General features: G+C 63.4%; 17 protein-coding genes. 8 read left to right on the plus strand and 9 right to left on the minus strand.

Features of this window, described 5'->3' with window-relative positions; all coding sequences use genetic code 11:
- The first annotated feature begins 24 nt into the window (after positions 1-24).
- On the plus strand, positions 25-546 hold the full coding sequence (locus tag LAN37_14310; GenBank protein ID MBZ5648383.1) for a DinB family protein: 522 nt from the start codon (positions 25-27) through the stop codon (positions 544-546).
- Between the two features lie 43 nt (positions 547-589).
- Here LAN37_14310 and LAN37_14315 read toward each other — a convergent pair whose 3' ends face one another.
- The 4 genes from LAN37_14315 to LAN37_14330 all read right to left on the minus strand — a co-directional run bounded on the left by LAN37_14315 (position 590) and on the right by LAN37_14330 (position 10,173).
- Positions 590-3,343: a bifunctional acetate--CoA ligase family protein/GNAT family N-acetyltransferase gene (locus LAN37_14315; GenBank protein MBZ5648384.1), complete on the minus strand. Its 2,754-nt coding sequence runs from the start codon at positions 3,341-3,343 to the stop codon at positions 590-592.
- Between the two features lie 191 nt (positions 3,344-3,534).
- Complete coding sequence (locus LAN37_14320) at positions 3,535-5,217, minus strand: GWxTD domain-containing protein (protein MBZ5648385.1); 1,683 nt, start codon at positions 5,215-5,217, stop codon at positions 3,535-3,537.
- 91 nt (positions 5,218-5,308) lie between these two features.
- On the minus strand, positions 5,309-6,313 hold the full coding sequence (locus tag LAN37_14325; protein MBZ5648386.1) for a tetratricopeptide repeat protein: 1,005 nt from the start codon (positions 6,311-6,313) through the stop codon (positions 5,309-5,311).
- 269 nt (positions 6,314-6,582) lie between these two features.
- The gene (locus LAN37_14330; protein MBZ5648387.1) at positions 6,583-10,173 is read right to left on the minus strand and encodes a TonB-dependent receptor; all 3,591 of its coding nucleotides are present in this window, start codon (positions 10,171-10,173) and stop codon (positions 6,583-6,585) included.
- 167 nt (positions 10,174-10,340) lie between these two features.
- Here LAN37_14330 and LAN37_14335 point away from each other — a divergent pair, with 167 nt between their 5' ends.
- A complete protein-coding gene (locus LAN37_14335; protein MBZ5648388.1) occupies positions 10,341-10,490 on the plus strand; it encodes a hypothetical protein in 150 nt (49 codons plus the stop codon).
- 151 nt (positions 10,491-10,641) lie between these two features.
- A complete protein-coding gene (locus LAN37_14340; GenBank protein MBZ5648389.1) occupies positions 10,642-11,133 on the plus strand; it encodes an Rrf2 family transcriptional regulator in 492 nt (163 codons plus the stop codon).
- Between the two features lie 26 nt (positions 11,134-11,159).
- Here the strand turns inward: LAN37_14340 and LAN37_14345 are convergent, their stop codons facing one another.
- The 5 genes from LAN37_14345 to LAN37_14365 all read right to left on the minus strand — a co-directional run bounded on the left by LAN37_14345 (position 11,160) and on the right by LAN37_14365 (position 18,277).
- The gene (locus tag LAN37_14345) at positions 11,160-14,456 is read right to left on the minus strand and encodes an efflux RND transporter permease subunit (GenBank protein MBZ5648390.1); all 3,297 of its coding nucleotides are present in this window, start codon (positions 14,454-14,456) and stop codon (positions 11,160-11,162) included.
- Positions 14,453-14,944 carry a nitrous oxide reductase accessory protein NosL gene (locus LAN37_14350; protein MBZ5648391.1) on the minus strand — a complete coding sequence of 164 codons (492 nt, stop codon included), beginning with the start codon at positions 14,942-14,944 and terminating at the stop codon, positions 14,453-14,455. The genes LAN37_14345 and LAN37_14350 overlap by 4 nt, the downstream gene beginning before the upstream one ends.
- A gap of 45 nt (positions 14,945-14,989) precedes the next feature.
- On the minus strand, positions 14,990-16,417 hold the full coding sequence (locus LAN37_14355) for an efflux RND transporter periplasmic adaptor subunit (GenBank protein ID MBZ5648392.1): 1,428 nt from the start codon (positions 16,415-16,417) through the stop codon (positions 14,990-14,992).
- 11 nt (positions 16,418-16,428) lie between these two features.
- The gene (locus LAN37_14360; GenBank protein MBZ5648393.1) at positions 16,429-17,778 is read right to left on the minus strand and encodes a TolC family protein; all 1,350 of its coding nucleotides are present in this window, start codon (positions 17,776-17,778) and stop codon (positions 16,429-16,431) included.
- Between the two features lie 100 nt (positions 17,779-17,878).
- Positions 17,879-18,277 (minus strand): hypothetical protein, encoded by a 399-nt coding sequence (locus LAN37_14365; protein MBZ5648394.1) that lies wholly within the window; start codon positions 18,275-18,277, stop codon positions 17,879-17,881.
- A gap of 282 nt (positions 18,278-18,559) precedes the next feature.
- Here LAN37_14365 and LAN37_14370 point away from each other — a divergent pair, with 282 nt between their 5' ends.
- The 5 genes from LAN37_14370 (at position 18,560) to LAN37_14390 (ending at position 26,985) form a co-directional block, all read left to right on the plus strand.
- Positions 18,560-20,596 (plus strand): hypothetical protein, encoded by a 2,037-nt coding sequence (locus LAN37_14370; GenBank protein ID MBZ5648395.1) that lies wholly within the window; start codon positions 18,560-18,562, stop codon positions 20,594-20,596.
- 185 nt (positions 20,597-20,781) lie between these two features.
- Positions 20,782-21,141: a hypothetical protein gene (locus LAN37_14375; GenBank protein ID MBZ5648396.1), complete on the plus strand. Its 360-nt coding sequence runs from the start codon at positions 20,782-20,784 to the stop codon at positions 21,139-21,141.
- Positions 21,142-21,293: 152 nt separating this feature from the next.
- Positions 21,294-22,532 carry an efflux RND transporter periplasmic adaptor subunit gene (locus LAN37_14380; protein MBZ5648397.1) on the plus strand — a complete coding sequence of 413 codons (1,239 nt, stop codon included), beginning with the start codon at positions 21,294-21,296 and terminating at the stop codon, positions 22,530-22,532.
- On the plus strand, positions 22,532-25,666 hold the full coding sequence (locus LAN37_14385; protein ID MBZ5648398.1) for an efflux RND transporter permease subunit: 3,135 nt from the start codon (positions 22,532-22,534) through the stop codon (positions 25,664-25,666). Before LAN37_14380 ends, LAN37_14385 begins: the two co-directional genes overlap by 1 nt.
- Positions 25,663-26,985 carry a TolC family protein gene (locus tag LAN37_14390; protein ID MBZ5648399.1) on the plus strand — a complete coding sequence of 441 codons (1,323 nt, stop codon included), beginning with the start codon at positions 25,663-25,665 and terminating at the stop codon, positions 26,983-26,985. The genes LAN37_14385 and LAN37_14390 overlap by 4 nt, the downstream gene beginning before the upstream one ends.
- The last annotated feature ends 3 nt before the right edge of the window (positions 26,986-26,988 follow it).

The raw sequence follows: 26,988 nt of genomic DNA on the forward strand, positions 1-26,988 counted from the left end.
TACATTGATGCGTGGGGGTGGAGCATGAGCCGAATCGCGATTGTGCTGTTGCTGTTGGTGATGTTGGTTGCCGGGGGGTGGGCCCAGGAAGCGAACCCGGTGGTGTCGGCGGCGCGCAAGCAGATCCTGCCGCGGGCGCGACACATGGTGGAGGCGGCCCAGGAGATGCCCGCCGACAAATACGGCTTCAAGGCCACCGAAGGGCAGATGAGCTTCGGCCAGATCGTCCGCCACACCGCCTGGGCCAACGGGCTGCTGTGCTCGATCGCCGCGGGGGAAAAGGCCCCGCCGGAGGACTTCAAGGACACCGACCCCAAGGACAAGCTGGTCGCGGCGCTGGCGGCCTCGGTCTCGTATTGCGAGGGCGTGCTGGCCAAGCTCGACGACAAGAACCTGGGCCAGCAATTGAAGGTCCCATGGGGCCCGATGACCCGCGCCGAGATCTTGTTCGAGATGAATGCCGACCAAGGTAACCACTACTCGATGCTCGCGTCCTACCTGCGGTTGAACGGGCTGCTGCCGCCCACGGCGAAGAAGAAGAAATGATCTTGCTGTCGATTGACGAGCGACGACTGACGACTACTGACAGCTAGCTCAGCACGATCACCGCTTCCAGCATGTGGTCCTCGTGCGAGCGGGAGACCTTGAAGCCAAGCTTGTCGGCGATACGCGCCATCTCGAGATTTTCCTCGAGGAAGCTGGCGGAGGCGCTGTCGAGCTTCTCGTCGCGGCCGAACTGGAGCACGCGCCGCAACAGCTCGGTACCCAGCCCGCGGTGGTGGTAGAGGTCGCTGATCAGCACCGCGACCTCGGCCTCGTTGAGCCCGTGCAGCTTGCTCAGGCGGGCCACACCGACGATCTCGCGCGTGCCGTCCTCCTTCTTGTGCTCTGCCACCAGCGCCATCTCGCGGTCGTAGTCGATGAAGCAGATGCGCATCAGCCGATCGTGGGCGATGCGCTGTGAGAGCTTCAGCGCGTTGAAGTAGCGCAGGTACACGCTGCGCTCGCTCAGGCCCTTGTGGAACTCGATCATGAGCAGTTCGTCTTCGGGGCGGATGGGCCGGATGGTGACCGGCATGCCGTCGCGCATGGTCCAGGGACCGGCGTACTGCGACGGATAGGGGCGGATGGAAAGCGCCGGCAGTTCCTCTTCGCGGACCTCGGGGCCGTGCAGCACCATGCGCGCGTCCAGCGCCAGCATCCGCTCCGGCGAGACCAGCAGGGGATTGATGTCGATCTCCCGGATCCAGCGCTGTTCCACCACCAGGTAGCTGAAGCGCACCAGCAGTTGTTCGAGCGCGTTCACGTCGGCCGCGGCGCGTCCGCGTACTCCTTTCAGCGCCTTGTGGATGCGGGTCTGCTCCATCATGCGGCGTGCCAGGGTGGTGTTGAGCGGCGGCAGGGCCAGGGCGCGGTCCTCGAAGACCTCGACCAGTTGCCCGCCGGCGCCGAACAGCAGCACCGGGCCGAACTGCGGGTCGAGCGAGCTGCCCACGATGATCTCGTAGCCTTCCATCTTCTCCATCGGCTGCACGGTCACGCCGAGGAAGTGCTCCGCGCCGGCTTTTTCCGCGACTGACTTGCGGATGGCTTCGAAAGCGGCGCGCACTTCGGTGTCGCTCGCGAGGTTCAGCTTCACTCCGCCTACGTCGGTCTTGTGCGTGACCGTCTCGGAGTGCAGCTTGAGCACGACTGGGAAGCCGATGATGCGGGCGAAGCTCACCGCCTCGTCGGCGCTGGCGGCGACCATGGTGCGCACGGTGGGGATGCCGTAGGCCTCGAGCACCTGCTTCGATTCGTACTCGGTGAGCAGAGTGCGGCCGCCTGCGCGAGCCTTGCGGACGATGGCCGCGGCACGCTCCGCGTCGTGGCTCTCGATGTCGGTCGCGGTCGGGGTCTCGTACAGGCCGCGGATGTTGTAGCTGTACCTCCACATGTAATTAAACATGTGGGCGGCGACCTCGGGATAGGGGAAGGCGGGGATGTTGGCGCTGTTGAGGATGTGCTCGCCGGCTTCGACGTCGGCGCCGCCCATCCAACTGGCGAGGATGGGCTTGCCCAGCTCGCCGACGAACCCTTTGACCAGTTCCGCGGCCTTGGTGGTGTCGGCCATGCCGTGCGCGACCAAGACGGCGAGCAGGGCGTCGGCGTTGGGATCTTTGGCGACGGTGCGCAGGGCCTGGGTGTACACCTCGGCGGTGGCGCTGCCGAGGGTGTCCACGGGATTGCCGTGGCTCCAGTGGGGGGAAAGGAATTTGCTGAGCTCGTCGATGGTCTCGGGGGCCAGCACGGCGAGTTCGCCGCCGCCGGACATCAGCGCGTCCGAGGCCAGCACGCCCGGCCCGCCGGCGTTGCTGACGATGGCCAGCCGGTTCCCCTTGGCGCGCGGCTGCTTGGCCAGCACTTCCGCCATGTGGAAGAGGTCGGAGATGGTGTCCACGCGCAGCACGCCGCAGCGGCGGAAGGCGGCGTGCAGGACTTCGTCGCTGCCGGTCAGCGAGCCGGTATGCGACGCGGCCGCCTGGGCCGCGGCCTGGGTCCTTCCGGCTTTGATGATCAGGATCGGCTTGGTGAGCGCGACTTCGCGGGCGGCGGAAAGGAAGGAGCGCGCGTCGCCCACCGATTCCATGTACAGCATGATGGCGGAGGTGCGGGGGTCGTCGCCGAGGTAGTAGATAAGGTCGCCCCAGCCGACGTCGAGCATGGAGCCGATGGAAGCGAATGCGCTGAAGCCGACCTGCTCGCGCAGGCTCCAGTCGAGCACCGCGGCGCAGAGGGCGCCGCTCTGGCTGACGAAGGCGATGCGTCCGCTGTGCGCGACGGCGTGAGAGAAGGTCGCGTTCAGCCCGCGCGGCGGCACCATCACCCCGTAACAGTTGGGGCCGACGATGCGCATGCGGCCGCGGCGCGCCTCGTAGAGCACCTGGCGCTCCAGCTCGGCGCCCGCCGGGCCGGTCTCCTTGAAGCCGGCCGAGATCACGATGGCGGCGCGCACCCCGCGCTCGGCGCAGTCGCGGATCACGCCGGGGACGGTATCCGCGGGCGTGATCACCACGGCCAGGTCCACCGCTTCCGGGACGTCTTTGATGCCGGGGTACGACTTGATGCCGAGCACGTGCGGGCGGTTGGGGTTGACGGGGAACACCGAACCGCCGAAGGGGCTGGTGATCAGGTTCCACAGGACGGCGCGGCCGACGGTGCCCGCCTTCTCCGTGGCCCCGATGACGGCGACGCTGCGCGGCGCGAAGATGGCGTCGAGGGGCTGCTCCTCGGTGCGCAGGACATCATGGACTTTGTGGGTGACCGGACTGGCGCCTGGCTTGGCGACTATTTTCGTGGCCATGGGTATCTTCTTTCAGCAGGTGACGGGCCAGCCCGGCCTGGATGCGCACAGAACGGCGACACAAACGACGTTTAGAACGAATGGCGGCGCGGCCGGTTTGAATGGGATCACCGCCAGCCAGTATGCACCAAAGCCGGCTGGCACAGGAAGCTCCCCCGACAGCACCGTGCTGCCGAAGAGATGGACCGCGGCTACTCAACCATGAACGTAGCCGTCGGCGCGACACTCTGCTTGGAGACCTTGTCGTCCACCTTAATCGTAACCCGGTACTGGCCGGGTGCGAGCTCCCCAGGCGGCACCTTCTTGGCCAGGGTCAACTGGCCGCCGACGTTGCCCATCTCCTGGGTGGATTCGACCGAGCGCATCACCGCCTTCTGATCGGCCAGGTTGGTGATCTCGACTTCGACGGTAGCAGACGGCTTGTGGGTCTTCTCGTCGATGCCGAGGTTGTACACCTGCATCCAGAAGTTGACGGCCTGATTGCGATTGAAGGTGGCGGGCTTGCCGGGCTCGGGGACCCGCGGCCGCACCTTGGTATCGCCTAGCACGAAGTTGCCTGCGCCCACGCTGCGGCTCGGCACCTCCTCTAAGATGTCAGCCAGGATCAGCGAGGAAGCCATCAGCCGGTCATCGCCGAACTCCGGCACCACGATACTGCGGCTCCAGTTGCCCATGCGGTCGCCATTTACGTCCTTGACCACGAGGTCCAGCCGGTAACGCCCCGAACGCAGGGGCACTGCCTTCCAGTAGACCGAGGGCCTTTCCAGTTCCCGGGGCAGCAGCTCGGTCGTCGTCTGGACTCGAACCGTGTCCTCGAAGGTCTGGGCGACCCGCCCGGTCAGGGTGGTGATGCGGCCGAAGATGTTGACCACCGCCGTCGCTACTCCCTGCTTCTCGGTGAAGGTCAAGGACTTGTTCTTGACCTGCACGGTGATGGGGACCAGCGCCGTATCCGAGGTGACCTTGGCGAAATCGGTGACCACGTCAAAGGGCACCAGGTTGTAGTTCAGCTTGTGGGTGACGACCGATTCCAGGTCCTTGAACTTGATGGCCGGAGGCCGGCTCAACTGGGCGAACTGCTGCAGCCGGTCGAACTGGCTCTTCCTGTTTTCGTCCACCGGGTTTTGCGGCAGCTTGGCGGGGTCAATCTCCATGTCGGCATTCATGTCCTTGTCCATGGGATTGAGAGAGATCTTGTAACCGCCGCAGCTGCAGCGATCAACGAACTCGATCTGGATGTTGTCACCCACCCCGTCGATGTGGTGATAGTTCCATATCTCGTAAGGGTAGGTGGTGGACGTGTACGCCGTCCCTTTGTCGTTGTACCCCGTGAGGCCTCTATAATCCTCAGGACGCTGGTAACCCTCTTCGCCGCCGCCATGCGACTCGATGTTGGCGGGAGGGCCGTACATGATGTAAATCTTGCCGCGGTCCGTTCTCCAGCCCTGGACGCCAGCGGTGAAGCGCTCGTTGGCGTAGGCGATGCGCCGGTAGTGCTCTTCCTTGTATTCGTTCTCGACGGTGTCAGGAGTCGGGTCACGGCGCATCCAGAACTGCTCGATGAACTGGTCCCGCTCCTCGTTGTTGCTGAGGCGCACGAAGGCGTTCTTCTCTTCGTCGGTGATGATGTAGACGACGTCCTGGGCCAGCCATTTCTTGTAAGGGCCTTCGAGCTCCTTCAGGAGCTTCTTCGCCTGCTTCTTCTGCTCGGCGGTCAGAGGACGGTTGAGCGGGTCGGTGCCCTGCGAAGCGGAGGGCTGGCCGGCGGCGGCAGCCTTGGAATCGTCGGCCTTCTTGGAGCCGCCTTCCTGGGCGAGCAGGCCGACCGCCAGAAAGCTAAACAACGTGATGCCAACCACACGACGCACCAACATGAACCGCTACTCCTTGGGGAAAACGCTGTACGATTTTATTTCCTGAGACGCGGTGAAGCAAGGCGCGAACCCGCTCGAACCGCGGCCCAGATCAAGATTGCGGCGATTTTGTCAAGCGGCGCACCTCCTCCTGGGCGCGCTTCACATTCAGCCCTTTCGGATCTTCCTCCAGGTACTGCTTCCACTGCGCGACCGCCTCCTGATGCTGCCCCAAGGCATCGAGCGCATAAGCGGCAATGACGTGGGCATTGGCCAGGCCCTGGTGGGGAAGCGCATGGACCCGGGTGGCGTGGTCCGCCGCTTCCTTGAAGCGATGGAGCTGGAGCTCGGCGTAGGCGGCATTGGTCAGTGCCCAGGCATCGGTGGGCTCGACCGCCAGAGACTGGTTCAACAGCACGGTCGTCTCCTGGTAATTGCGCTCGGAAAGCATGATGCGGGCCAGGTTGCGCTGCGCTCCCGCAAATTTGTCGTTGAGCGCGATCGCCTTCTGGAACGCCTTCCGCGCGGCGGTGAGCTCGAGCATCTGGGTATTGGCAATCCCCAGCCCGTTGTAGGCAAGATCGTAATCCGGGTAGAGGTCAATGGCCGACTGAAAAGACTTGCGGGCGGAGTCCCACTGCTTGTCGGCCAGGGCCCCGCTGCCTTTTTCAAACTGCTTGCGCGCGTTGTCGGGGATCTTCAGGCGGACGGTGGGAACGAAACCAGGCCCTCCCTGAGGAGGCGCCGCGTTGCCCTCGAGCTTGCGCTTCACTCGGAAATCTTCCCGGTGGAAACTTTCGACCGGGGTGATCTCGAATTCGGCCTCATAAGGTTGAACGTCGGCGCCATAGATGCGAACGCGGTGCATCCCGGTCATGGTGTTGAACTCCGCCTGCCCGTCGGTGCCGGTGGTCTGGGACGCCATGGCCGAGGTTCCGCCCACCCCATCCTGCAGTTCCACGGTGACGTCCCGCACCCGGGTCAGCCCGTCGTCGTACGTGACTATGACCCGCAAGCGGGTAGGCCTCGAGGGAGTAAGACGCACTCCTCCTTGCGGCAGGCAGGTGCCGCAGGCGGTCAGAACGAATAGGGCGAGCAGCAGGCCAGTCCTCGGCATGGAGATACTCCTTTCACTCTCGCTATGCCTTGATCACTTACATCGCGATCACGCACAGGGGAGAGGGGACCCTGGTCTGGACCTTCCTCGGCCTTCGGCCGGAATCTAAAACACACAGGCTCGTTCGATTCCGGTTACATCGGCCTGGGAACCGCTCCAGTATACCTCCCATCCGGATGCGGGTCGCCCGGTCTCTGCGCTTGCGAGTAAAAAGAAATTGGGCCGACTTTTCAGTCGGCCCAAAGTGTTCTCAAGCTCCCCTTCCCGACTTAGAAGGTGAACTTGACCTTGAAGCGGAGAGACCGCCCGGCCTGCCAGCCATACGGCATGCCGTACAGCGGGTTGAAGCCAGAGGATGGTTCAAACGCGGCGTTTCCAGGGCCCCCGTTCAGCTCGTTGATGTAGTTGTACTGTACATGCAACAAGTACGGGTAGTCGACGATGCACCTGGGGTCGATAACAACCGGGGTACAGGTCGCTCCCGCAGGGTCCACCGACAACGGGGCAATCCCGCCCGTTTTGGTCAGGTTCGAGTTGTAGTACGTCGGGCTGTGCTGGTTGAAGACGTTGAAGATGTTCGCCTCCAGGCCCAGCCTCAGCCGTTCGTTGTTCTTGCTGACGTGCATCTCCTGCGTGAAGTTCAGGTCGGTCTGGCTGAACGACGGTGTGCGGAACCCATGGATGATCGAGCCCGGGATGAAGGCGCCCGTGACCGGATCGGCGGTCATGTTGATCCAGTTGCCCCGGCCCTCCACGTCCGTGTTCATGCCAAATACGTCCAGGTAGGTGGTCAGGGGGCTGCCCGAGGACACCTGCTGGAAGCCGCCAAACGTGGTCTCCATCTTCCACCACTTCACCCGGTAGTAGGCCAGCATCTTCAGGGCGTGCGGCCGGTCGGTGGGCAGTGGCCCGTCGATCGGGTTACCGTGCCCGTCGAACGACCCCATGGGCTCGTCGAAGGCGCGGTTGGTGTTGCTGCCCTGCCGCCCGCCGCCGCCGTCGGCGATGTCGGTGGCGGTCAGGCCGGTGTAGTTGCCCCGCAGCTTGCTATAGGTGTACGACGCCTGGCCGTACCAGTGGGCCGAGGCCGCCTTGGTGAGCCGGAACTCCAAGCCGTCATACCTGCGGTTGGCCTTCGGGATCGGCGGATTCCCCGGGCCATACATGACCGCGTTGAATCCTTCGCCAGGGTTGTTGATGCTGTAGACTTCGCCACCTGGGCCGATGACACCGGTGTCCTCGATGGCACGGACCATGCGCTTGCGCGCCCAGCGGACCTCGAACGCCAGCTGCGGCGTGATGGCCCAGTCCGCTCCCAGCACGTACTCGCGCTGCAACGTCGGCTCGAGGCCCAGCAGCGATGCAGTGCAGCTCCCGGGAGTCGCTTGGTTGGCGTCGCACGCTCGATTGGGATCGTTGGAAACGATGCGGAAGTCATCGTTCTGGATGAAGCGCGCGCCGGCGGGAACGGTGCTGGCGCTCGAGAGCTGGCCCGAGGGTTCGCAGAAGTGCCCGTCTGCGCCCCGCACCGGGATGAAGAGGAGGTAGTTCGGGTTATCCATGGCGTACGTGCAGTCATGCCAGTAGTCGCCCCCGAAGCTGCCCCGGGGCGAGTCGTACTTCATGATGTCGTAGAACGACCCGAAGCTGCCGTAAATCTTCAGCTTGCCGTTGCGCATCACATCCCAGGACGCGCCCAGGCGGGGGGCGATTTTCTGACCCCAGCTAAAGTCGATGCCGGGGAAGCCCGAGGAGTAGGAGGGCACGGTCTCCTTGTCGAAGCGGACTCCCAGGTTCAGGGTCACGCCATGCCCGATGTTCCAGTTATCCTGGAGGTAAAAAGCGTGGGTGTTGCTTCCCACCTTGCCGCTGGTACCCAATTCGCGGAAGTTGATGGTGCCAAAGTTCCCGCGGCAGGTGTTGGCGATGGCGTCGGTGGCGGTGCCAGTTCCGGCCGAGCCCCAGGTGGCCAGGTTGAAAGCGGCGATCGGCACGCAGCCCAGGCTCGAGCCCACCACCGAGTGCCATGCAGTGCCGGTGGCGCCGCCGTTGGCATTGACCGTGGTATTGCCCATGTAGCTGACGTACGCGTTCGCCGTGATGTAGCCGGTCAGCACATCGTTGCTCAGCTTGTTGTAGAGGTACCCGAACTTGAAGTTGTGGGTGCCCCAGCCCTTAACGAAGTACGACAAGTCGTTGCTCCAGCTGGTCCGCCAGTACGAGTCGAAGGCGGTGCCAGTGTTGTCGCCAATGTTGAAATAGCCCGTCCCAAAGTTAGCGGCTGTAACGCAGGCAGGACAGGCGGCAGCCAGGGTGGTGCCGTCCAAGCCCGTCGTGTTGGCCGTCGCCCCCCCCAGGCTGGTGCTGTAGGAATAGGTGGTGTTGCGGATGATGTAGCGGATGCCGACGGGTGTCCCAAGTGTTTTGTAGGCGTTGTAGCCCCGGCCAAAACGCGAGCTGAAGATCAGGTTCGGGGTGATGGTGACATCCCCCCCAACCCCCAGGAGCTGGTTGGGCGCGCGATAGCCGATGCCGGCGTTGAAGTTGTCCGGATTGCCGCTGGCGCCCCCAAGGTTACACTGGTTGCCCAGGGTGTTCACGCAGGGAAGCAGGGCGCCAGTGACCGGATCGGTAGCCTGGACCATGAAGACAGAGTCCGCCGCCGCTTGGCTGTAGCCCTGGTTCTTGGAATAGTTGTACTGCCAGCTGCCGTAGATGTGCAGCTTGGAGAACGGGTTGGCGTCCACACGGGCCAGCGAGTAGTAAGTGTCGGTGTTGCTGGAGTACGTGCGCGGGCCAGGGGCGGGAAACTTCCCCGTCATGAACACGGTGCGCTGCTGGCGGATCAGGTCCGGCACCGAGCTGGCGAAGACCCAGATCTTGTCCTTCAGCAGGTAGCCGCCCACTTCAAAGCCCGGATCCCACACGCGGTAGTGGTCTTTTATGGGCTGGGTATACTCGGCGCCCCCGTTGTCACGCAGCGTCCGGTTGGGAGCGGCGTTCAGCGCATCGCCCTGGTAGGAGGTGAAGACGCTGCCGTGCCACTCGTTGGAGCCGCGCTTCTCGATGACGTTGATGATGCCGGACATGGCGCCACCGTGCTCCGCCTCGAAGCCGCTGGACTTGATCACCACTTCCTGGATGAACTCCATGGGAACGTTGAAGCTGGAGTTGCCGCTTTGAACGTTGGCGGTCTCCTGGCCCTCCACCATGTAGGAGTTCTCCGCGTTGGCGGCGCCGTCGATCTGGTTGCCCAAACTGCCGGCGGTATTCGCGCCTGTTGCAGATGCCAGTCCTAGGTACCGGTTAGCCCCTGAGTCCGCGGCCCCGCCCTGCAGAGGTTCTGCGCGGGCGCCCGGGGCGAACTGGATGACTGACTGGAAGGAGCGGCCCGTGGGAGCGTCGGCCAGGATGTCCGAGGTGACGTTGGTCTGGACCTTGCTCTGGGCCACGTCGATTTGGGGAGCCTGTCCGGTAACTTCGACGATCTCGGACGCGGCGCCTACTTTCAGCGTCACATCGATGGTGGGAGCGCGGCCGACGGCCAGGTCGATGCCGTCCAGCTTGTAGGTGGTGAAGCCACTCTTCGTCGCCGTCAGGTTGTAGCTGCCGGGGCGAAGGTTGTCGAAGCGATAGTAGCCCGACGAATCGGTGCTGGTCGCTGCCTTGCCAGTGAACAGCGCCGTACTTGTCAATTCCACCGTGGCGCTGGAAATTACCGCGCCGCTGGGATCCTTCACCGTGCCCTGTATCGATGACGTCCTTTCCACTTGAGCAAACATGGACGGTACGATGAGCACTGTGATGACCAGCGCAAGCAGCAGGCGCTTAGACATCTGGGGACGAATGTCACGTTCCATTGTGCCTCCTGAATTGTCTGAACTCATTTGACTGCCGAGAAACATCACCCCACTTGCTGCACCTGGACTGCCAAAGTATAGCGCTTGTAAGATACTCATTTTCAATCGCTTACACGAGTCTCTGTGGTTTTTTGCTACGCTTTTTGGGAAGCTATCCGGAGCCGTCTATGGAATTCCGTATAATCGGGTGTTACACCCCCGGCGTGCGCGAGTTCAAGGAATGCCTGTGCATCGAGCCGCAGGAACAGTTCGCCGCTCCCGCCCGCGACATCGTGGCCAAGCTGGAGAAGGCGCTCGGCCCCGGACAGGCGAAGTAAAGAAAGTTGGATCCTTCGAGGCCCGCCGTCCGGCGGGCCGTTTCCGTTGCGGATCGCAACGCGGGATGAACGTCGCTATGTGACCGGCGTCACAGAAGGGCGAGTGGGCGCCGCGATATAAACACCCTGCTCATGCAGAGGTGTACAAGCGATGATTTCTACGACTTCTGAGTATGCGTTGCGCGCCCTGGCTCATCTGGCCAGGATGCCGGAGGATGCCGCGGTGCTGGGCCGCGATCTGGCGCGCTCCACGGAGATCCCGGCCAATTACCTTTCCAAGATTCTGCTGACCCTGCGCAATGCCGGCTACCTGGTGACGGCGCGCGGCTCCGGCGGCGGCTACCGCCTGCGCAAAACCGCCGACGAGATCTACCTGATGGATATCGTCGAGCTGTTCGAGGGATCGAAGGCCAAGCCGGTCTGCTTCCTGAGCCGGACCAAGCCCTGTGGCGACCAGGAGGCCTGCACCGCGCATAGGGCCTGGCGCGACCTCAGCGCAGCCTACCGCGGATTCCTGCTTTCCACCACCGTGAGCATGATCTCCGGGGCGAATGGGCGAGCGAAAAAGAACGGCGAGGTGGACGCCACCAAGGACCTGAAGTCGAATGGCGCGCTGGCCGCCCTAGCGGCGCTGGCCAACTGAAACCGCCCTACCGGCGCTTGCTCCACTTATGCATGCGCCACCTCCGGCTGGGGCGCGTGCTTGAGCGCCGGCTTCACTTCGAAGTTCCACTTCCAGATGGCAAAGATGGGCGGATAGATGACCAGCTCCATCAGGAAGCTGGTGAGGATGCCGCCGATCATGGGCGCTGCAATGCGCTTCATCACGTCTCCACCCGCTCCTACTGACCACATGATCGGCAACAATCCGAACAGCATGCAGGCTACAGTCATCACCTTCGGGCGAAGGCGCTTGACCGCGCCGTTGACGATGGCCTCGCGCAGGTCGTCCCAGTTGCGCATGAGGCCTTTCTGCTGCGCATCCTTGTAGGCGAGGTCGAGGTAAAGGAGCATGAACACTGCGGTTTCCGCGTCCACGCCCAGCAGGGCGATCAGCCCGACCCAGACGGCAATGCTCATGTTGTAGCCCAGCAGGAAAAGGAACCACACGGCGCCAATGGCGGAGAAGGGAACCGCCAGCAGGATGATTCCCGTCTTGACCGCTGATCCAGTGTTGAAGTAGAGCAACAGGAAGACGATGAAGAGCGTGACCGGCAACACGATTTTCAGCCGTTCCTTCACGCGCTCCATCGATTCGTATTGGCCGCTCCAAACCAGCTGATAGCCGGCGGGAACGCTGACCTTCTGCCGGACAGCGTTCTTGGCATCCGTGACGTAGCTCCCGATGTCGCGGCCGCTGACATCCACATAGACGTATCCGCTCAGCCGGCCATTCTCGTCGCGGATCATGCCGGGGCCGGTTTTGAGGGAGATGTTGGCGAGTTGCGCCAGCGGGATCTGCGCGCCCGAAGGTGTATTGACCAGCGCGCGCCGCAGGCCGTCCAGGTCGCTGCGGTAGTCGCGCAAGTAGCGCACATTCACCGGGTAGCGCTCGCGGCCCTCGACGGTAGTGGTCACCTGGTCGCCTCCGACCGCCGACATCAGCACCTCGTTGGCGTCGTCCACGCTCAGTCCGTAGCGCGCGAGCTGGTCGCGCTTGAGGTCGAAGTCGAGGAAGTAGCCGCCGGTCGTGCGTTCCGCAAACACGCTGGTCGTGCCGGGAATATCCTTCAGCGCCATTTCGACCTGCTCGCCGATCTTCTCGATCTCACCCAGGTCCGACCCCAGGACCTTGATCCCGAGCGGCGTGCGCACGCCCGTGGTGAGCATGTCAATGCGCGCCTTGATCGGCATGGTCCAGGCATTGGCCGTGCCCGGAATATTCAGCGCTTCGTTCAGCCCGCCCGGACCATAGATCAACTCTTGCGTTGTCTTATGGTCGGGCCAGAACCGGGCAAGGATGTTTTGTGCCCAGTCGGGAGCCCATTTGGAATAAAACCGCTCACGCTTTGGCCACTGCATGTGGGGCTTGAGCACGACAACGGTTTCCATCATCGAATACGGCGCAGGGTCGGTAGCGCTCTCGACGCGACCCGCTTTGCCGAAAATACGCTCGACTTCCGGAAAGCCGCTGATGATCTTGTCCTGCACCTGCAGCAGGCGCGAAGCTTCGGTCACCGACATCCCCGGAAGCGTCGTCGGCATGTAGAGCAGCGTGCCCTCGTCGAGCGGGGGCATGAACTCCGAGCCCAACCGGAAGAAGACGGGCACGGTCACCGCCATGGCGATCACCGCCACCGCGATGGTCTTCCACTTGTGCTCCAGCACGAACTCCACCACCGGGTGGTAGAGCTTCATCAGCGGACGGCTGATGGGGTGAGTGTCCTCGCTGTGGATCTTGCCGACGAGCAGTCCATTGACGATCTTCGCCAGCCACTTCGGACGAAACTTGAAGTCATCCATGCGGGTGAACAGCAGCCGCATGGCCGGATCCAGCGTGATCGCCAGCACGGCCGCGATCGCCATGGCGAAGTTCTTGGTGAAGGCCAGCGGCTTGAACAGGCGGCCTTCTTGAGCTTCAAGCGTGAACACAGGCAGGAAGGCGACAGCGATCACCAGCAGAGCGAAAAAGCTGGGCCCGCCCACTTCCTTCACCGCCGAAATGACGACCTTGTGGTAATCGCCGGGCCGTCCCTCCGCGTTCCAATGCTCCAGCTTCTTGTGGGTCTGCTCGACGACAACCACGGCGGCATCCACCATCGCGCCGATGGCCACGGCGATCCCGCCCAGCGACATGATGTTCGCCGTCATCCCCGACATCTGGATGGGTATGAACGCCAGGATTATGGTGATGGGAATGGTGACGATCGGAATGATGGCGCTGGGGAAATGCCACAGGAATATGAGGATCACCAGGCTGACGATGAGCAGCTCTTCGATGAGCGTGTGCTTCAGGTTGTCCACCGACCGGTCGATCAGATCGGAGCGGTCGTAGGTCGGGACAATCTTCAAACCTTTGGGCAACGTCGGTTCGATCTCGGAGATCTTCGCCTTGACCCGCTCGATCACCTTCTGGGCGTTCTCGCCGAAGCGCATGATGACCACGGCGCCCACCACTTCGCCCTTGCCGTCGAGTTCGGCGACGCCGCGGCGCAGGTCGGGGCCAAAGGTGACCGTGGCCACGTCGCGCAGCAGGACCGGCGTGCCGGTCTGCGCGTTCACCATCACCGGGATCTCCTGCAGGTCGCGCAGGGAGCGCACGTAGCCGCGTCCGCGCACCATGTACTCGCGGCCCGACATCTCCACCAGCCGCCCGCCTACGTCGTTATTCGACTTCTTCACCGCGTTCACCACCATGTCGATGGGCACGCGGTAGGCCAGCAACTTGTTGGGATCGACGTTCACCTGGTACTGGCGCACGAAGCCGCCGATGGGCGCGACTTCGGCAACTCCCGGCACCGCCTGCAAGGCGTAGCGCAGGTACCAGTCCTGGTAGCTGCGCATCTGCTCCAGCGAATACTTGCCGGTGGTGTCGGTCAGTGCGTACTCGTACACCCAGCCGACCGCGGTGGCATCCTTGGCCAGCTCCACATTGACGCCCTTGGGCAACCGCGGGGTGACCGAGCTCAGATATTCCAGGGTGCGGGAACGGGCCCAATAGATATCAGTGCCTTCCTCGAAGATGATGTAGATGTAGGAATAGCCGAAGTCGCTGAACGCCCGGATATCCTTCACCTTCGGCATGCCGAGCAGCGCCGAGGTGATGGGGTAACTGACCTGGTCTTCCATGATGTCCGGGCTGCGGTCCCACTTGGCGTACACGATCACCTGCGTGTCCGACAGATCGGGGATGGCATCCAGCTTCGTGTTGTTCAGCGAATGCCAGCCGAACAGAACGCCCACGGCGATGAACAGAAACACCAGGAACTTGTGTGTGGCGCAACTTTCGATGATGCGGTCGATCACTGTTCCACCTCCCGCACCAGCTCATCGAGGTTGTGCAGCGTTCCGCCATTCTTTTCCCGGAAGGACTCCGCGGCCTGCCGGCTGGCGAAGGCCAGCGTGCCCGGAGCGCAGCGGTCGAACATCAGGTGCTCGGCGTGCTTGCTCTCGTCGGTGCGCATGGCGTCGTGCGCGCAGACCACCACGCGGCTGCCGTCCACGAACCAGGCGCTCTCCGGCTTCAGCGTGGCGCCGGAGTTGTAGTCGGTGACCTCGAGGATCTTCACCGGCTTGTGCTCCTGCCGGGCCTCGCTCAGGGCGCAGTGGGCGCAGCAGGCCGCGCGGCGCTTTCCGCCGATCTCCGCCACCACCCGCGCCTCGGGCATGATGTGCCTTTGGCAGAAACCGCAGAACTCCTGCGCTTGCTTGTGCATGCGCCAGTATCCGGCGGCGACCAGGCCACCCAGCACCAGCAGCACTACCACCGCGACCATCGATGCTTTCTTTGCCATGATCCCTTCTTCCGCTAGCTACTAACTACCAGCTACTAGCTACTTCTAGTGCTGCATCTCTCCCATCGCCGATTTCAACTGGCTCTCGGAGTCGATGAGAAAATTGCCCGAGGTCACGATGGTTTCGCCCGGCTTCAGCCCGGACAGGACCACCACCTTACCCTCCACGTGCGCGCCGGCTGTGACCTTGCGCGGCGCAAAGCGGCCCTCGCCGCCTGCGACGAACACCGTCTGCTCGCGCCCGGAGTCGAGCACCGCCTCTTCGGGCACGACGATGCTGTCGCCGTAATCTACCTTCAGGGTCACGTCGGCGAACATCTGCGGCTTCAACTCCATTCCGGCGTTGGGGACGTCGATGCGCACCTTGAGGGTGTGGCTCTGCGCGTCCAATTGCGGGTTGATGAAGTTGATCCGCCCGCGCCACACCTTGCCGGGGTAATAGCTCAGACGGATCTCCACCGGCTGTCCCACGCGCACGTACGGCGCCTCGTACTCATACACGTCGGCGTTCACCCACAGGCTGGAGAGATTCGCGACCGTGTACAGCTCCGTGTCGGGATTCACTGACGTCTGCGGGAACGCCTTGCGCTCCTGTACGACGCCGGATGCGGGCGAGTAGATAGTCATGGTGCGGCTGACTTCGCCGGTCTCGTCGAGCTTCTTGATCTGCTCGTCCGAGATATCCCACAGCTTCAACCGCTCGCGCGCCGATGCGAGCAACGACTGCGCCCCCTGCGAAACGCTGGGGAACTGCGACGAGCCCATGGACCTCTCCCCGCGCTTGGCGATCAGGTACTCTTGCTGGGTCGCGACCAGATCGGGGCTGTACACGGTGAACAGCGGCTGGCCCTTGCGCACCGTCTGGCCGACGTAATCCACGAATACCTTCTCGATGAATCCCGAGACCTTCACGTGAACGTGCACCAGCCTGGTCTCGTCGGCGGTCACCTGGCCGGTGGTGTGGATCTCCCGCGTCAGCCGCTGCCGCTCGACCACGGCGGTGCGCACGCCTATGAGTTGCTGCCGGTCGGAGGAGACCATCACCGAACCCGGCGGCATGTTCATCGGCTGGTCATCGGCGTACTTCGGCACCATCTCCATGCCGCAGTCGGGAGACTTGCCGGGATGGTCCGCTTTGAACTGCGGATGCATCGGGTCGTACCAGTAGAGGATCTTGCGTTCGCCCTTGGACGCTGTGGCCGCGGCACTTTGAGCAGGCTGCGTCGCCTGATCGGCGTACATGGGCACCAGGTCCATGCCATCCGGAGCCTTGCCGGGCTTGCCGTAGTGGTGCTGCGGGTTCATTGCGTCGTACCAGTACAGGACGTTGCGTTCCCCGCTTTCGGCTTGCTGCTCCGTGTGGCTGTGCTGAAAGGCGGCGGTCACCTTCCCGGCATAGAGCAATCCAAGGAGAACAGCGATTGCGCCTGCCAATGCAAAAATGCGTAAGAACTTGTTGTTTATCTGAGCCATCTGCGTACTCCTTATTTCCTCCCGGGCCCTTGCGGTGCGCCCGTAGGGGCCGGCTGCGCACTGGTCAGGTCGACACCCACCAGTGCCTCCATCCGCGCCAGCGTGGTCTGGTGATTCGCCAGCTCGCGGAAGTACTCGACCTCGTAGTTGTTCACGGTGGTGAAGTTGCCGAGCACGGTCAGGAAATCCACGTTGCCCACCTGGTAGGCCGACATGCTCGACTCCAGCGCCAGCGACGACTGCGGCACCACGCCCTGCGCGTAGAGCTTCAAAAGCTGGTCCGACGCCTTGGCTGCCAGGTAATTCTGCTTGAGCTCGAAGAAGAGCTCGTTCTGGCGGTTGTCGCGCGAGCGCTCACTCGCCGCCCGCTCCTCCACTGCCTGCTGGATCGCCTGCTTCTGCTTGTTCCCGTAGAAGACCGGGATGCTGACCGAGAACGTCATGCCGTGCATGTCAGGCATCTCCGGACGCTGCTGGTACATGTAGCCGACGCTCAGGTCGGGCAGCGCGTCCTTCTGCGCCAGGTTGGCGGCCAGTTGGTTGCGCTCGATCAGGCGCGCGTCGCGCTGCAGTTCGGTATCGTTCTGTCGCGCCAGCTTGTAGAGCTCGTCGAGCGAATAGGAGAGGCCGGAGGCCTCGACCTCGGCCGGCGGAGGCAGCGGAGACTCCGGACTGCGCAGCATCAGCGTGTTCAGCCGCGCGCGTGCGATGTCGCGCTGCGCTTCCAGTGTGGTCAGTTTTTGCAGCAGCAGGGAGACCTCCACCTGCGACTTGAGCACGTCCTGCTGCACCGCCTTGCCCACGCGGTAGCGCGCCTCGGCAATCTGCGACAGCTTCTCCAGCAGCTCGCGGTTGCGCTGCATGCTCTGGATGGCCTTCTCGTAGAAAAAGTAGTCGTAGAAGGCCGTCTTGACCTCGGCGACCACGCGCCGCCGCTGCGCTTCGACGTCCCATTGCGCGGCGTCGGCGTCCTTGCCCGCCATCTCGCCGCGCAGGCGCAGCTTGCCGGGGAAGGGCAGCATCTGCATCGCGCTCACGCTGCGGTAGCTCGACGGATCGCCCGTCTGCACGCTGAAGGGCTGCGCGTTGCCCATCCAGCCGATGCTGACGCTCGGGTCGGGCAGAGCTTTGGCCTGGGGCACGCGCCGCCGTTGCGCCTCCACCATGTGCGCTGCGCTCTGGAGGGCGGGATTCCTCTCCACTGCCACGCGCACCACATCTTCCAGCCGCAGCACGTCATTCCCGAGTTGCGGTTGCGACATCGGCGGTGAGGTCGTGCGCGCGCTATCGCTGGCGAAGCAAGGCATGGCCAGACCGAGGGCCAGCAGTGCCACTGCAAGTATCGATTCTTTGCGGATCATGTACGTCTCTCTTCGTTCGCCGTCGGCCGTGAGCCAATAGCCGGCAGCGAACAGCTGATTGCCAATTCCTAACTGCTGATTGCTGGAAAGAGAGACAGGGCTAGATCAGGAAGGTGCAGAGCACGGCCTGGGGAGAATGGGCCGGTGTAAGGAAGACAGCGTCCCTGACTTCGGACGGGGGAGTGGGGAGGGCTGGGGCTGCAAGCGCGAGCGTCTTCATGGGGGCGACGCTGGCGTGCGAGACCGCGGGTCCCTGGAGATCGGTCCTGGGCACGGGCCGGGCCGGGGACAGAGCGCAGCACGAGCCGTCCATGGGCATCGGCTGCTGCTCCATCGAGGCCGTCGCGCCGCTCTCCGGGCAGTCAGCGCAGCGCTCGGCCGGCATGCTGGGGCAGTGCTCCGCCGCGCTCATGCCGGCGCACATGACCATGGCTGCGGCCGGGGCGGCCAACAGCGCCATCAGCAGCGCCAGGGCGACGGATTGGAAGGCCCGCTTCATGGGTCCGATCTTGGCTCAGCTTACCTCAGGGTTAGACGCCGGGCTGTGATATTCGTCACACTTAAGCATGCAAACGGTCACGCCCGCCGGTAACGTGGGTCCATTCTACCGGAAAGCGCGCGCTCCCGCGCTTTCCCCACGTCGTAACGGAACTTTCACAAAACATTCAACCCCTGTTCATAGACTGCGGTTACGATTCTTCTTCCCGCACCCAGGTCGTTTCCGGGAAGTGGCTCACGCAGAAGCTTTGAAAAATTCTGTCCATCTAACGCTGGAGGCAAAATGAAGCGAGTTCTGGCAGTTGCGCTGCTGTGTGCATTGACGGCGAGCGCTTTGGCGTCGCCTGACGGTCAGGCGGCGAGCGCTGACACCCCCAAGAAAGCCCGGAAGTCCTCGGCGGCGAAGCCCTCACCCGTTACCGCCGAACAACTGCGCGAGATCAAGTCCGCTCTCGATGCACAGCAGCAGCAGATCCAGACGCTGCAGCAGCAGGTCCAGACGCGCGACCAGCAGATCCAGCAACTGCAGCAGCGGCTGGACCAGAACCAGGCGGCCGCGCAGGACGCGCAAGCCAAAGCCGACACCGCGTCTTCCACAGCCTCGCGGTTGCAGAGTGACGTTTCCGACCTCAAGACCAATGCCACCAACGCCGCCGTGACCATGCAGGAGGAGCAGAAGCACGTCCGTGCTGCGACGGAGAGTCCGGCCGCGATTCGGTTCAAGGGCGTGACCATCACCCCGGGCGGTTTCATTGAAGCAGCGACCGTGAACCGAACGAGGGCGACCAGCGGGGATATCAATACGCCATTTACAGGCATTCCGTATAACGGGAACGCGCTGAGCAAGCTATCGGAGATGAATTTCACCGCCCGCCAATCGCGCCTCAGTGCATTGATTGAGGGCAAACTGGCGAACGCCAAGGTCTCGGCCTACTACGAAGCGGACTTCCTTGGTGCTGGAACGACGTCGAACAACCGTCAGAGTAACTCGTACGTGTACCGCCAACGCCAATTGTTTGCGCGAGCGGATCTCGCCAACGGTTGGGCGATTTCGGGCGGACAGATGTGGAGTCTGGCGACCGAGAACGTCAAGGGAATCGTGAATCGCAATGAGCGCTTCCCGCTGCAGATCGACCCACAGTACATCGTGGGGTTCACATGGCAAAGGGCCTATGCTCTCCGCGTCGTGAAGAGCTTCGAGGATAATAAGGTTTCAATCGGCTTCTCGATGGAAGGTCCGCAAACCACCGTGGGGGGCCGCGGATTCAGCGCCTACACGAATACTTCCGCGATTGGCAGCGTAACCACCTTCCAGGATTTCTTTGTGAACGCCCCTGGCGCGGGTGGCGGTTTGTACAACGCATTCGATTCCACAGGCTACACCGTCAACAAAACGCCCGATTTTGTCGCCAAGTTGGCTGTGGATCCTCCGGGATGGGGTCACTACGAAGTATTCGGGATCCTCTCGGACTTCCGCAATCGCGTGTACCCTTGCGCGGTCGTAGGCACGAACGCGGGGAATACGCCTCCCCCGGGGGTACCGACGGTGCTGGCGTGTCCAGTGGATGGATCGACGGCACCCAGTGTTCTGGGAGCTTTCAATGATTCGCGACTTGCCGGTGGACTTGGCGCTAGCGTTTTCGCCCCCCCGCTGTTCCAAAAGAAGCTGGATCTCGGCTTGAAGGTCGTGGCCGGCGATGGCATCGGACGCTTCGGCACCGCTCAGCTTGCCGATGTGACGGCTCGGCCCGATGGCACGCTTGCTCCGATTCGGACCCTTCACTATTTGACTTCGTTCGTCGTGCACCCCAACAAGAAGTGGGACCTCTACGCATACTGGGGCAGCGAATACGATGCCCGTGCGTCGTACGTTGGCTACCAATCGGTGAAGATCACCAACTCGCCAGCGATTCCGGGTTGCGGAGGCGCAGGCCAGCCAGCGTGTGTCGGCGGAGCCGGACCGGTTCCGGGGATCCCTGCACAGACGGCAACCAGCATTTCGATCACCGGCATCGGCGGCTATGGGTCGCCCTTCGCCAACAACACCGGCTGCTCCACGGAGACTGCACCCGCCGGTACCGGTGCTCCCGGAGGCGGAGGCACATGCGCGGGCGATATCCGCGTGATCTCGGAAGCCACGCTTGGCTTCTGGCACAAGATCTACCAGGGCGAGAAGGGCCGGGTCCAGTGGGGCCTACAATACTCCTACATCTACAAGATTGGTTGGGGGGGCGATAACAACAATCCGGCGAACCCCACCATTTCCCCGAAGGCGATCAACAACATGATCTTCACCTCACTGCGTTACTACCTGCCCTAGTTCAGAGCAGCGGAAGGGGTGTGGAGTTCTTGGGGGCAGCCTGAACAGGCTGCCCTTTTTGCTCTTCTGGAGAGGCCGCCGATGAAGACCCGCGCTCCTCGTGCATGCCGGAGCTTCCATCTTGGGGAAGATCTCCGTTCCTGGGATCTCGCTGGGTTTTTCTGTTCGGCGGCGAGTGGAATATAATGCGGCAGCAACTCTTGCCGTTGGTGAATCTAGCCCAAACCGGATCTCCATTTGCGGCGCCGACCCTCTCTCGCGTGCGTACGCTGGTGCTGTTGTTCGCCGCTTTATCCCTGGTTGTAAGCCTGGCCGGCCGCACCTTCGATAACGAGGGCGAGCGCCACACGTCCGTGCGCTCGGGTTCCCACCAGGCGAAGCACCAGCATCTGGACCGTGACTCCGTGACCTGGGCAGTTCCGGTGGCGCTGTTCGTGCCGCCGCTCTGGCGTGCGGTTGCAGCTCACGTCCCGGCGCCGAGTGAGCCGCTGGTTCCCGTCGAGATGTATAGCAGTTTGTATAACCGGCCTCCCCCTTCCTGCTGATTCCATCACCGCACTCATAGATTTTTGCAGGCAACACCCCAGGGTGTAGTGAATTCATCTTCAGTCGCCGGCGCTCCCGCCAGAGGCGCGCGGCGGGGATTTGTTCTTTCGCTGGAGCTGCGAACGAGCGTTCCAGGAGGCTTATTCACGCAATGAAGTTACAACGCAAGTATCTGATCATTCCCGCCGCGGTCGTCATCGCTGGAGTGATTGCGGTCTTGAGCTTCCCCGGCAGGAAGGCAGAGGCCGACGGTGACGATTCCGCAGGGCGCCCGGTCGCGGTGGCGCTGGCCGAGCGCAAGCCTCTCGACAACTCGATCACCCTGTCCGGCGAATTCCGGCCCTTCCAGCAGGTAGACGTCCACGCCAAGGTCGCAGGCTACATCCGCGTGATCTACGTGGACGTCGGCGACAAAGTGAAGGAAGGCCAGACCCTCGCCATCCTGGAAGTACCCGAGCTGAGTGCCCAGGTGGTGGGCGCCGAAGCTTCCATCCGGCGCGACCGCGATGCCATCCAGCGCGCCACCAGCGATGTCGAGCGCGCCAACTCGGCGCACGCCGCCTACCACACCGCCTACACCCGGCTGAAGCAGGCCTCGGAGCAGCGTCCCGGCCTCATCGCCGAGCAGGAACTCGATGATTCCATGGCCAAGGACAAGGAATCGGAAGCCAACGTGAGCAGCGCGCAGGCGGCTCTGGCGGAAGCCCGCAACCAGTTGAACGTTGCGGAAGCCACCCGCCAGCAATTAGCCGCCATGGAAGCCTACTCGCGCATCACGGCTCCGTTCGCGGGCGCGATCACCAAGCGCTACGCCGACACCGGCTCCCTCATTCAGGCCGGGACCGCCTCCAATACGCAGGCCATGCCCGTGGTGCGCCTGGCCGAGTTGTGGAAATTCCGCCTCACCTTGCCGGTCCCCGAGTCCGCGGTCCCCATGGTGCACCTGGGGAGCGTGGTGCAGGTGCGCGTCCCCTCGCTGAACCGCGACTTCGAAGGGCGCGTGGCCCGTTTTGCCGACTCTCTCGACCAGCAGACCCGCACCATGCAGACGGAAGTGGATGTCGAGAACAAAGACGGCAGCCTGGTGCAGGGCATGTATGCGGAAGTGGCGCTGGTGCTGTCGCGCAAGGACGCCGCACTGACCGTGCCCGTCCAGGCAGTCACGCGCAACGGGAACGAAGCCAGCGTGCTGGTGGTGGGGACGGACAACCGCATCGAGGAGCGCAAGGTACAGCTCGGGATGGAAGGCGCACACCGGCTGGAGATCACCTCCGGCGTGAAGGAGGGCGAGCGCGTGGTGATCGGCAGCCGCAGCCAGTTCCGGACTGGCGAGCGGGTCGTTCCCAAGATCATCCGCTCCAATGGAACCAATGTGGAGGGTGGGCTCTGATGTCCCGGTTCGCGATCAAGAATCCCTACTTCATCATCGTTTGCTGTCTGGCGATCGCCGTCGTGGGGACCACCATCGTGGCCCGCATGCCGGTGGACCTGTTCCCGCCCATCAATGTCCCCGTCGTCGTCGTGGCTACGTTTTACTCGGGGATGCCGCCCGAGCAGATCGAAACCGACATCACCGGCCGCTTCGAGCGTTTCTTCACCCTGGGCAGCAATATCGACCACATCGAGTCCCATTCCATGCCCGGCGTCAGCTTGATCAAGATCTACTTCCAGCCGGGCACCGATTCCGACGCCGATCTCAGCGAGATCTCCAACCTGGCGATGGCGGACCTCAGAAAGCTGCCTCCCGGCACCCTGCCTCCGGTGGTGCTGAAGTTTGACGCCTCCAGTCTTCCCGTTTGCCTGATCACGCTGAAAGGCCAGGGACTGAACGAGACGCAGCTCCGCGACCTGGGCCAGTACAACGTCCGCAACCAGGTGGCGAACGTCCCCGGCGCCTCGGTGCCTCAGCCCTTTGGCGGCAAGTACCGCCAGATCATGGTCTACGTGGACCCTCTCAAGCTGGAAGCCCACCAGCTCAGCGTCATGGACGTGGTGCGCACGGTCAACGACAGCAACCTGATCCTGCCCGCGGGCGACGTGCGCATCGGCTCCGTGGACTACAACCTTTACACCAACAGCCAACTGCCGACCACGGAAGAGATCAATCACCTGCCTTTGAAGACCGTGGGCAGCGCCTCCGTGCTGGTGCGCGACGTGGGCAAGGCCATGGACGCGAATCAGATCCAGACCAACGTGGTGCGGGTGGATGGCCAACGGTCCGTCTATTTGCCCATCCTCAAGCAGGGCGGCGATACCAACACCATCGCCGTGGTGAATGGCATCAAGAAAGCCGTGGCCAACCTGACCGATGTGCCCAGGGAGCTGGTCGCCAAGGTGGTCTTCGACCAGTCCGATTTCGTCAAGAAGGCGATCGAGAACCTGCTGCACGAGGGCGCCCTCGGCTTGATCCTCACCGGCCTCATGATCCTGCTCTTCCTGGGCAGCATGCGCGCCACCGCGGCGGTCTTCCTCTCCATCCCCCTCTCCGCGCTGGCCGCCTTCCTGGCCATCAGCGCCGGCGGCGGCACGGTGAACACCATGGTGCTGGGCGGGCTGGCGCTGGCCTTTTCCCGCCTCATCGACAATTCGGTGGTGGTGCTGGAGAACATCTTCCGCCACATGGAGATGGGCGAACCGCCCGAAGTGGCTGCGGAAAAAGGCGGCCGGGAGGTCGCCCTGCCCGTGTTGGCGGCGACTTTGACCACCATCGTTGTCTTCTTCCCCGTGATTTTTCTCTACGGCGTCAGCCGCTTCCTCTTCACCGCCCTGGCCCTCGCCGTCGTGTTCTCCATGCTGGCTTCCTTCTTCGTCGCCATGACTGTGGTGCCTCTGTTCTGCGCCAAGCTGATGAAGTCCGGCCATCTGGTCCACGAGCACCAGGTCTCCGATTCTCGTTTCGGCCGCGTGGTCAGCATTTTCAACCGTTACTTCGAGAAAATGGTCCGGCGCTACGACCACACTCTCGACCGTTCGCTGTTACGGCCCATGGCCACCACTCTTGGCCTGGTCGGCGTCTCCCTCCTGTGTTTCTCTCTCTACCCGCTGCTGGGTGTCGCTTACTTCCCGCGCACCGATCCCGGACAGTTCGTCATCAACCTGAAGGCGCCCTCCGGCACGCGGCTGGAAGTGACCGAGGGCTACATCAAGCAGGTGGAAGAAGAGATTCGCCGCATCGTCCCTCCCAATGAGTTAGGCATGATCGTCTCCAACGTCGGCATCACCCCGGGATTTGCGGCGATCTACACCCCCAACTCGGCGCAGCATACGGCCTTCGTCCAGGTCAGCCTGAAGGAAGGCCACAAGGTGGGCAGCTACGAATACATGAATCGGGTCCGCACCGCGCTGAACAAAGGCATGCCGCAACTCAGCACCTACTTCCAGTCCGGCGGCCTGGTGGATGCGGTGCTGAACCTCGGCTTGCCTGCGCCCATCGATATCCAGGTCAGCGGCATGAACCTGGACTCCGCCTACCAGGTCGCCTCCGAGATCGCCCACCGTGTCCGGAAGCTCAAAGGCGTGAGCGACATCCTTGTGCCTCAGGACATCGATTATCCGGCGCTGCGCATCGACATCGACCGCGAGCGCGCCAGCCTGGTCGGCCTCAGCCAGAAAGAGGTGGTGAACAACGTCATCACCGCTCTCACTTCCAACCAGATGATCGCTCCCAGCTTCTGGGTCGATCCCAAGAGCGGCAACGATTACATGCTGACCGTGCAGTATCAGGAAGAGACGGTGCGGACGCTCCGCGACCTGAAGCAGATCCCGCTGCGCGCGGCCAACGGCGCACATCCCACGCAGCTCGACGCCGTGGCCAGCATCCAGCCCATCCAGTCGCCTACCGAGGTGGACCACTACCAGTTGCGCCGGGTCATCGACGTTTACGTCTCCCCTCGCGGGGAAGACCTGGGGTCGTTGACTGGCCCCATCGACAAGATCGTCCGCGAAACCAAACTGCCCGAGGGCGTGCGCGTGGACCTGCGCGGATCGGTGCAGGGCATGCGCTCCTCGTTCAAGAGCTTCGGCCTCGGCCTGCTGCTCTCCATCGTGCTGGTGTACCTGATCCTGGTCGCGCAGTTCGAGTCCTTCGTCGATCCCTTCATCATCCTGTTCGCCATCCCGCCCGGCATCGCCGGTGTGCTGCTGACCTTGCTGCTCACCGGTACCACCATGAACATCATGTCGCTCATGGGTGTGGTCATGATGGTCGGCATCGTGGTCTCCAACAGCATCCTGATCGTGGACTTCTCGCGCATCCTTTGGCGCGAGGGGCACACCTTGCAGGAGACCGTCAAGATCGCCAGCCGCATCCGTCTGCGTCCCATCCTGATGACCTCGCTGGCCACCATCATCGGTCTGCTTCCCATGGCGCTGAAACTTGGCACCGGCACCGAGGCCTATGCGCCCCTGGCGCGCGCCATCATCGGCGGGCTGCTGGTCTCCGTGGTGGTGACCGTCTATCTCGTCCCGGCGGCGTATCTCTGGGTACACCAGAAAGATGAACTGTCCCCAGAGGTGCCGGCATGATGCGCCTCAGCCGGCCCCTCATCCTGGTTGTCTGTTTTGCGCTGGGAGCCTGGGCGCAGAGCGCCCCGCCCGCAGCTCCGCAAACCGCTCCGGCTGCTCCCCAGCGTCTATCCTTAAAGGACGCCGAGGCGCTCGCGCTCAAGAACAATCCCCAGCTCTCGGTGGCGCGCCTCAACGCTCTGGCCCAGCAGCAGGTGACGCGCCAGGTCCGATCCGCGCTCTGGCCCACCTCCACCGGATACATCACCGCGGTCGAGCCGCACGACAATAGCCGCATCACGGCCGGCGGGCTCAATAACCCGACCGTCTTCGAGCGCGCCGCCGGCGGCGCCTTCTTCTCCCAGTTGATCACCGATTTCGGCCGCACCGCCAACCTGGTCTCCAGCGCCTCGCTGCGGGCCAAGGCGGAAGACCAGAACGCTATCGCCACCAGGGAACAGATTCTGCTCGCGGTGGACCAGTCGTTCTACGCTGCGCTCCAGGCCCAGGCCGTGCTCAAGGTCGCGCAGCAGACGGTCGAATCCCGGCAGAACCTCACCGACCAGGTCGAAGCCCTGTTCAAGAGCAAGCTGAAGTCGGAGCTCGACGCCAGCTTCGCTCGCGTCAATCTCGCTCAGGCCAAACTGCTTCTGCTCGACGCGCAGAACAACGCCAAGGCCGCGCTGGCCAATCTTTCCGCCGTCCTCGGCTATCCCACGCTCCAGGATTTCGCGCTAGAGGAATCCGCCGAGCCGATCGCGCCTCCGCCCGCCGACGTGGATCGGCTCATCGCCCACGCCATGAGCCTGCGCCCCGAGATCCTGGCCCTCGATTTCAACTACCAGTCGGCGCAGAAATTCCGCACCGCCGAGCGCGACCTGATGCTGCCCAGCATCCGCGCGCTGGGCGCGGTGGGCGGCGCTCCCGCGCGCGACGATCGCATCACCAGCTCCTGGTTCGGCGCCGTCGGGGTGAACGTGGAGATCCCCATCTTCAACGGATTCCTGTTCTCGGCCCGGGCGCACGAGGCAGACCTCCGCGCCCAGGCCGCACGCGACCTGTTGCGCGACCTGCGCAACCGCATCTCCCGCGATGTCCGCGACAGTTGGCTCAACGCCAACGGCGCCTACGACCGCATGAGCGTCACCCGCCAGCTCCTCGACCAGGCCAACCTTGCGCTGAACCTGGCGCAGACCCGCTATAACCTCGGCCTGGGCAATATCGTCGAGCTTAGCCAGGCCCAGCTCCAGCAGACCCAGGCGCAGATCAGCGACACCCAGGCCGGCTACGATTACCGCCTCGCCCTGGCCACTCTGCGCTTCCAGACCACGGGGCTGTAGGAG

This window comes from Terriglobia bacterium, from assembly GCA_020073495.1.
Classification (GTDB): domain Bacteria; phylum Acidobacteriota; class Terriglobia; order Terriglobales; family Acidobacteriaceae; genus JAIQFD01.

Coding starts and splice junctions, on each gene's coding strand:
- LAN37_14310 (MBZ5648383.1), top strand. CDS start 25: ATGAGCCGAATCGCGATTGTGCTGTTGCTGTTGGTGATGTTGGTTGCC.
- LAN37_14315 (MBZ5648384.1), bottom strand. CDS start 3,343: ATGGCCACGAAAATAGTCGCCAAGCCAGGCGCCAGTCCGGTCACCCAC.
- LAN37_14320 (MBZ5648385.1), bottom strand. CDS start 5,217: ATGTTGGTGCGTCGTGTGGTTGGCATCACGTTGTTTAGCTTTCTGGCG.
- LAN37_14325 (MBZ5648386.1), bottom strand. CDS start 6,313: ATGCCGAGGACTGGCCTGCTGCTCGCCCTATTCGTTCTGACCGCCTGC.
- LAN37_14330 (MBZ5648387.1), bottom strand. CDS start 10,173: ATGGAACGTGACATTCGTCCCCAGATGTCTAAGCGCCTGCTGCTTGCG.
- LAN37_14335 (MBZ5648388.1), top strand. CDS start 10,341: ATGGAATTCCGTATAATCGGGTGTTACACCCCCGGCGTGCGCGAGTTC.
- LAN37_14340 (MBZ5648389.1), top strand. CDS start 10,642: ATGATTTCTACGACTTCTGAGTATGCGTTGCGCGCCCTGGCTCATCTG.
- LAN37_14350 (MBZ5648391.1), bottom strand. CDS start 14,944: ATGGCAAAGAAAGCATCGATGGTCGCGGTGGTAGTGCTGCTGGTGCTG.
- LAN37_14355 (MBZ5648392.1), bottom strand. CDS start 16,417: ATGGCTCAGATAAACAACAAGTTCTTACGCATTTTTGCATTGGCAGGC.
- LAN37_14360 (MBZ5648393.1), bottom strand. CDS start 17,778: ATGATCCGCAAAGAATCGATACTTGCAGTGGCACTGCTGGCCCTCGGT.
- LAN37_14365 (MBZ5648394.1), bottom strand. CDS start 18,277: ATGAAGCGGGCCTTCCAATCCGTCGCCCTGGCGCTGCTGATGGCGCTG.
- LAN37_14370 (MBZ5648395.1), top strand. CDS start 18,560: ATGAAGCGAGTTCTGGCAGTTGCGCTGCTGTGTGCATTGACGGCGAGC.
- LAN37_14375 (MBZ5648396.1), top strand. CDS start 20,782: ATGCGGCAGCAACTCTTGCCGTTGGTGAATCTAGCCCAAACCGGATCT.
- LAN37_14380 (MBZ5648397.1), top strand. CDS start 21,294: ATGAAGTTACAACGCAAGTATCTGATCATTCCCGCCGCGGTCGTCATC.
- LAN37_14385 (MBZ5648398.1), top strand. CDS start 22,532: ATGTCCCGGTTCGCGATCAAGAATCCCTACTTCATCATCGTTTGCTGT.
- LAN37_14390 (MBZ5648399.1), top strand. CDS start 25,663: ATGATGCGCCTCAGCCGGCCCCTCATCCTGGTTGTCTGTTTTGCGCTG.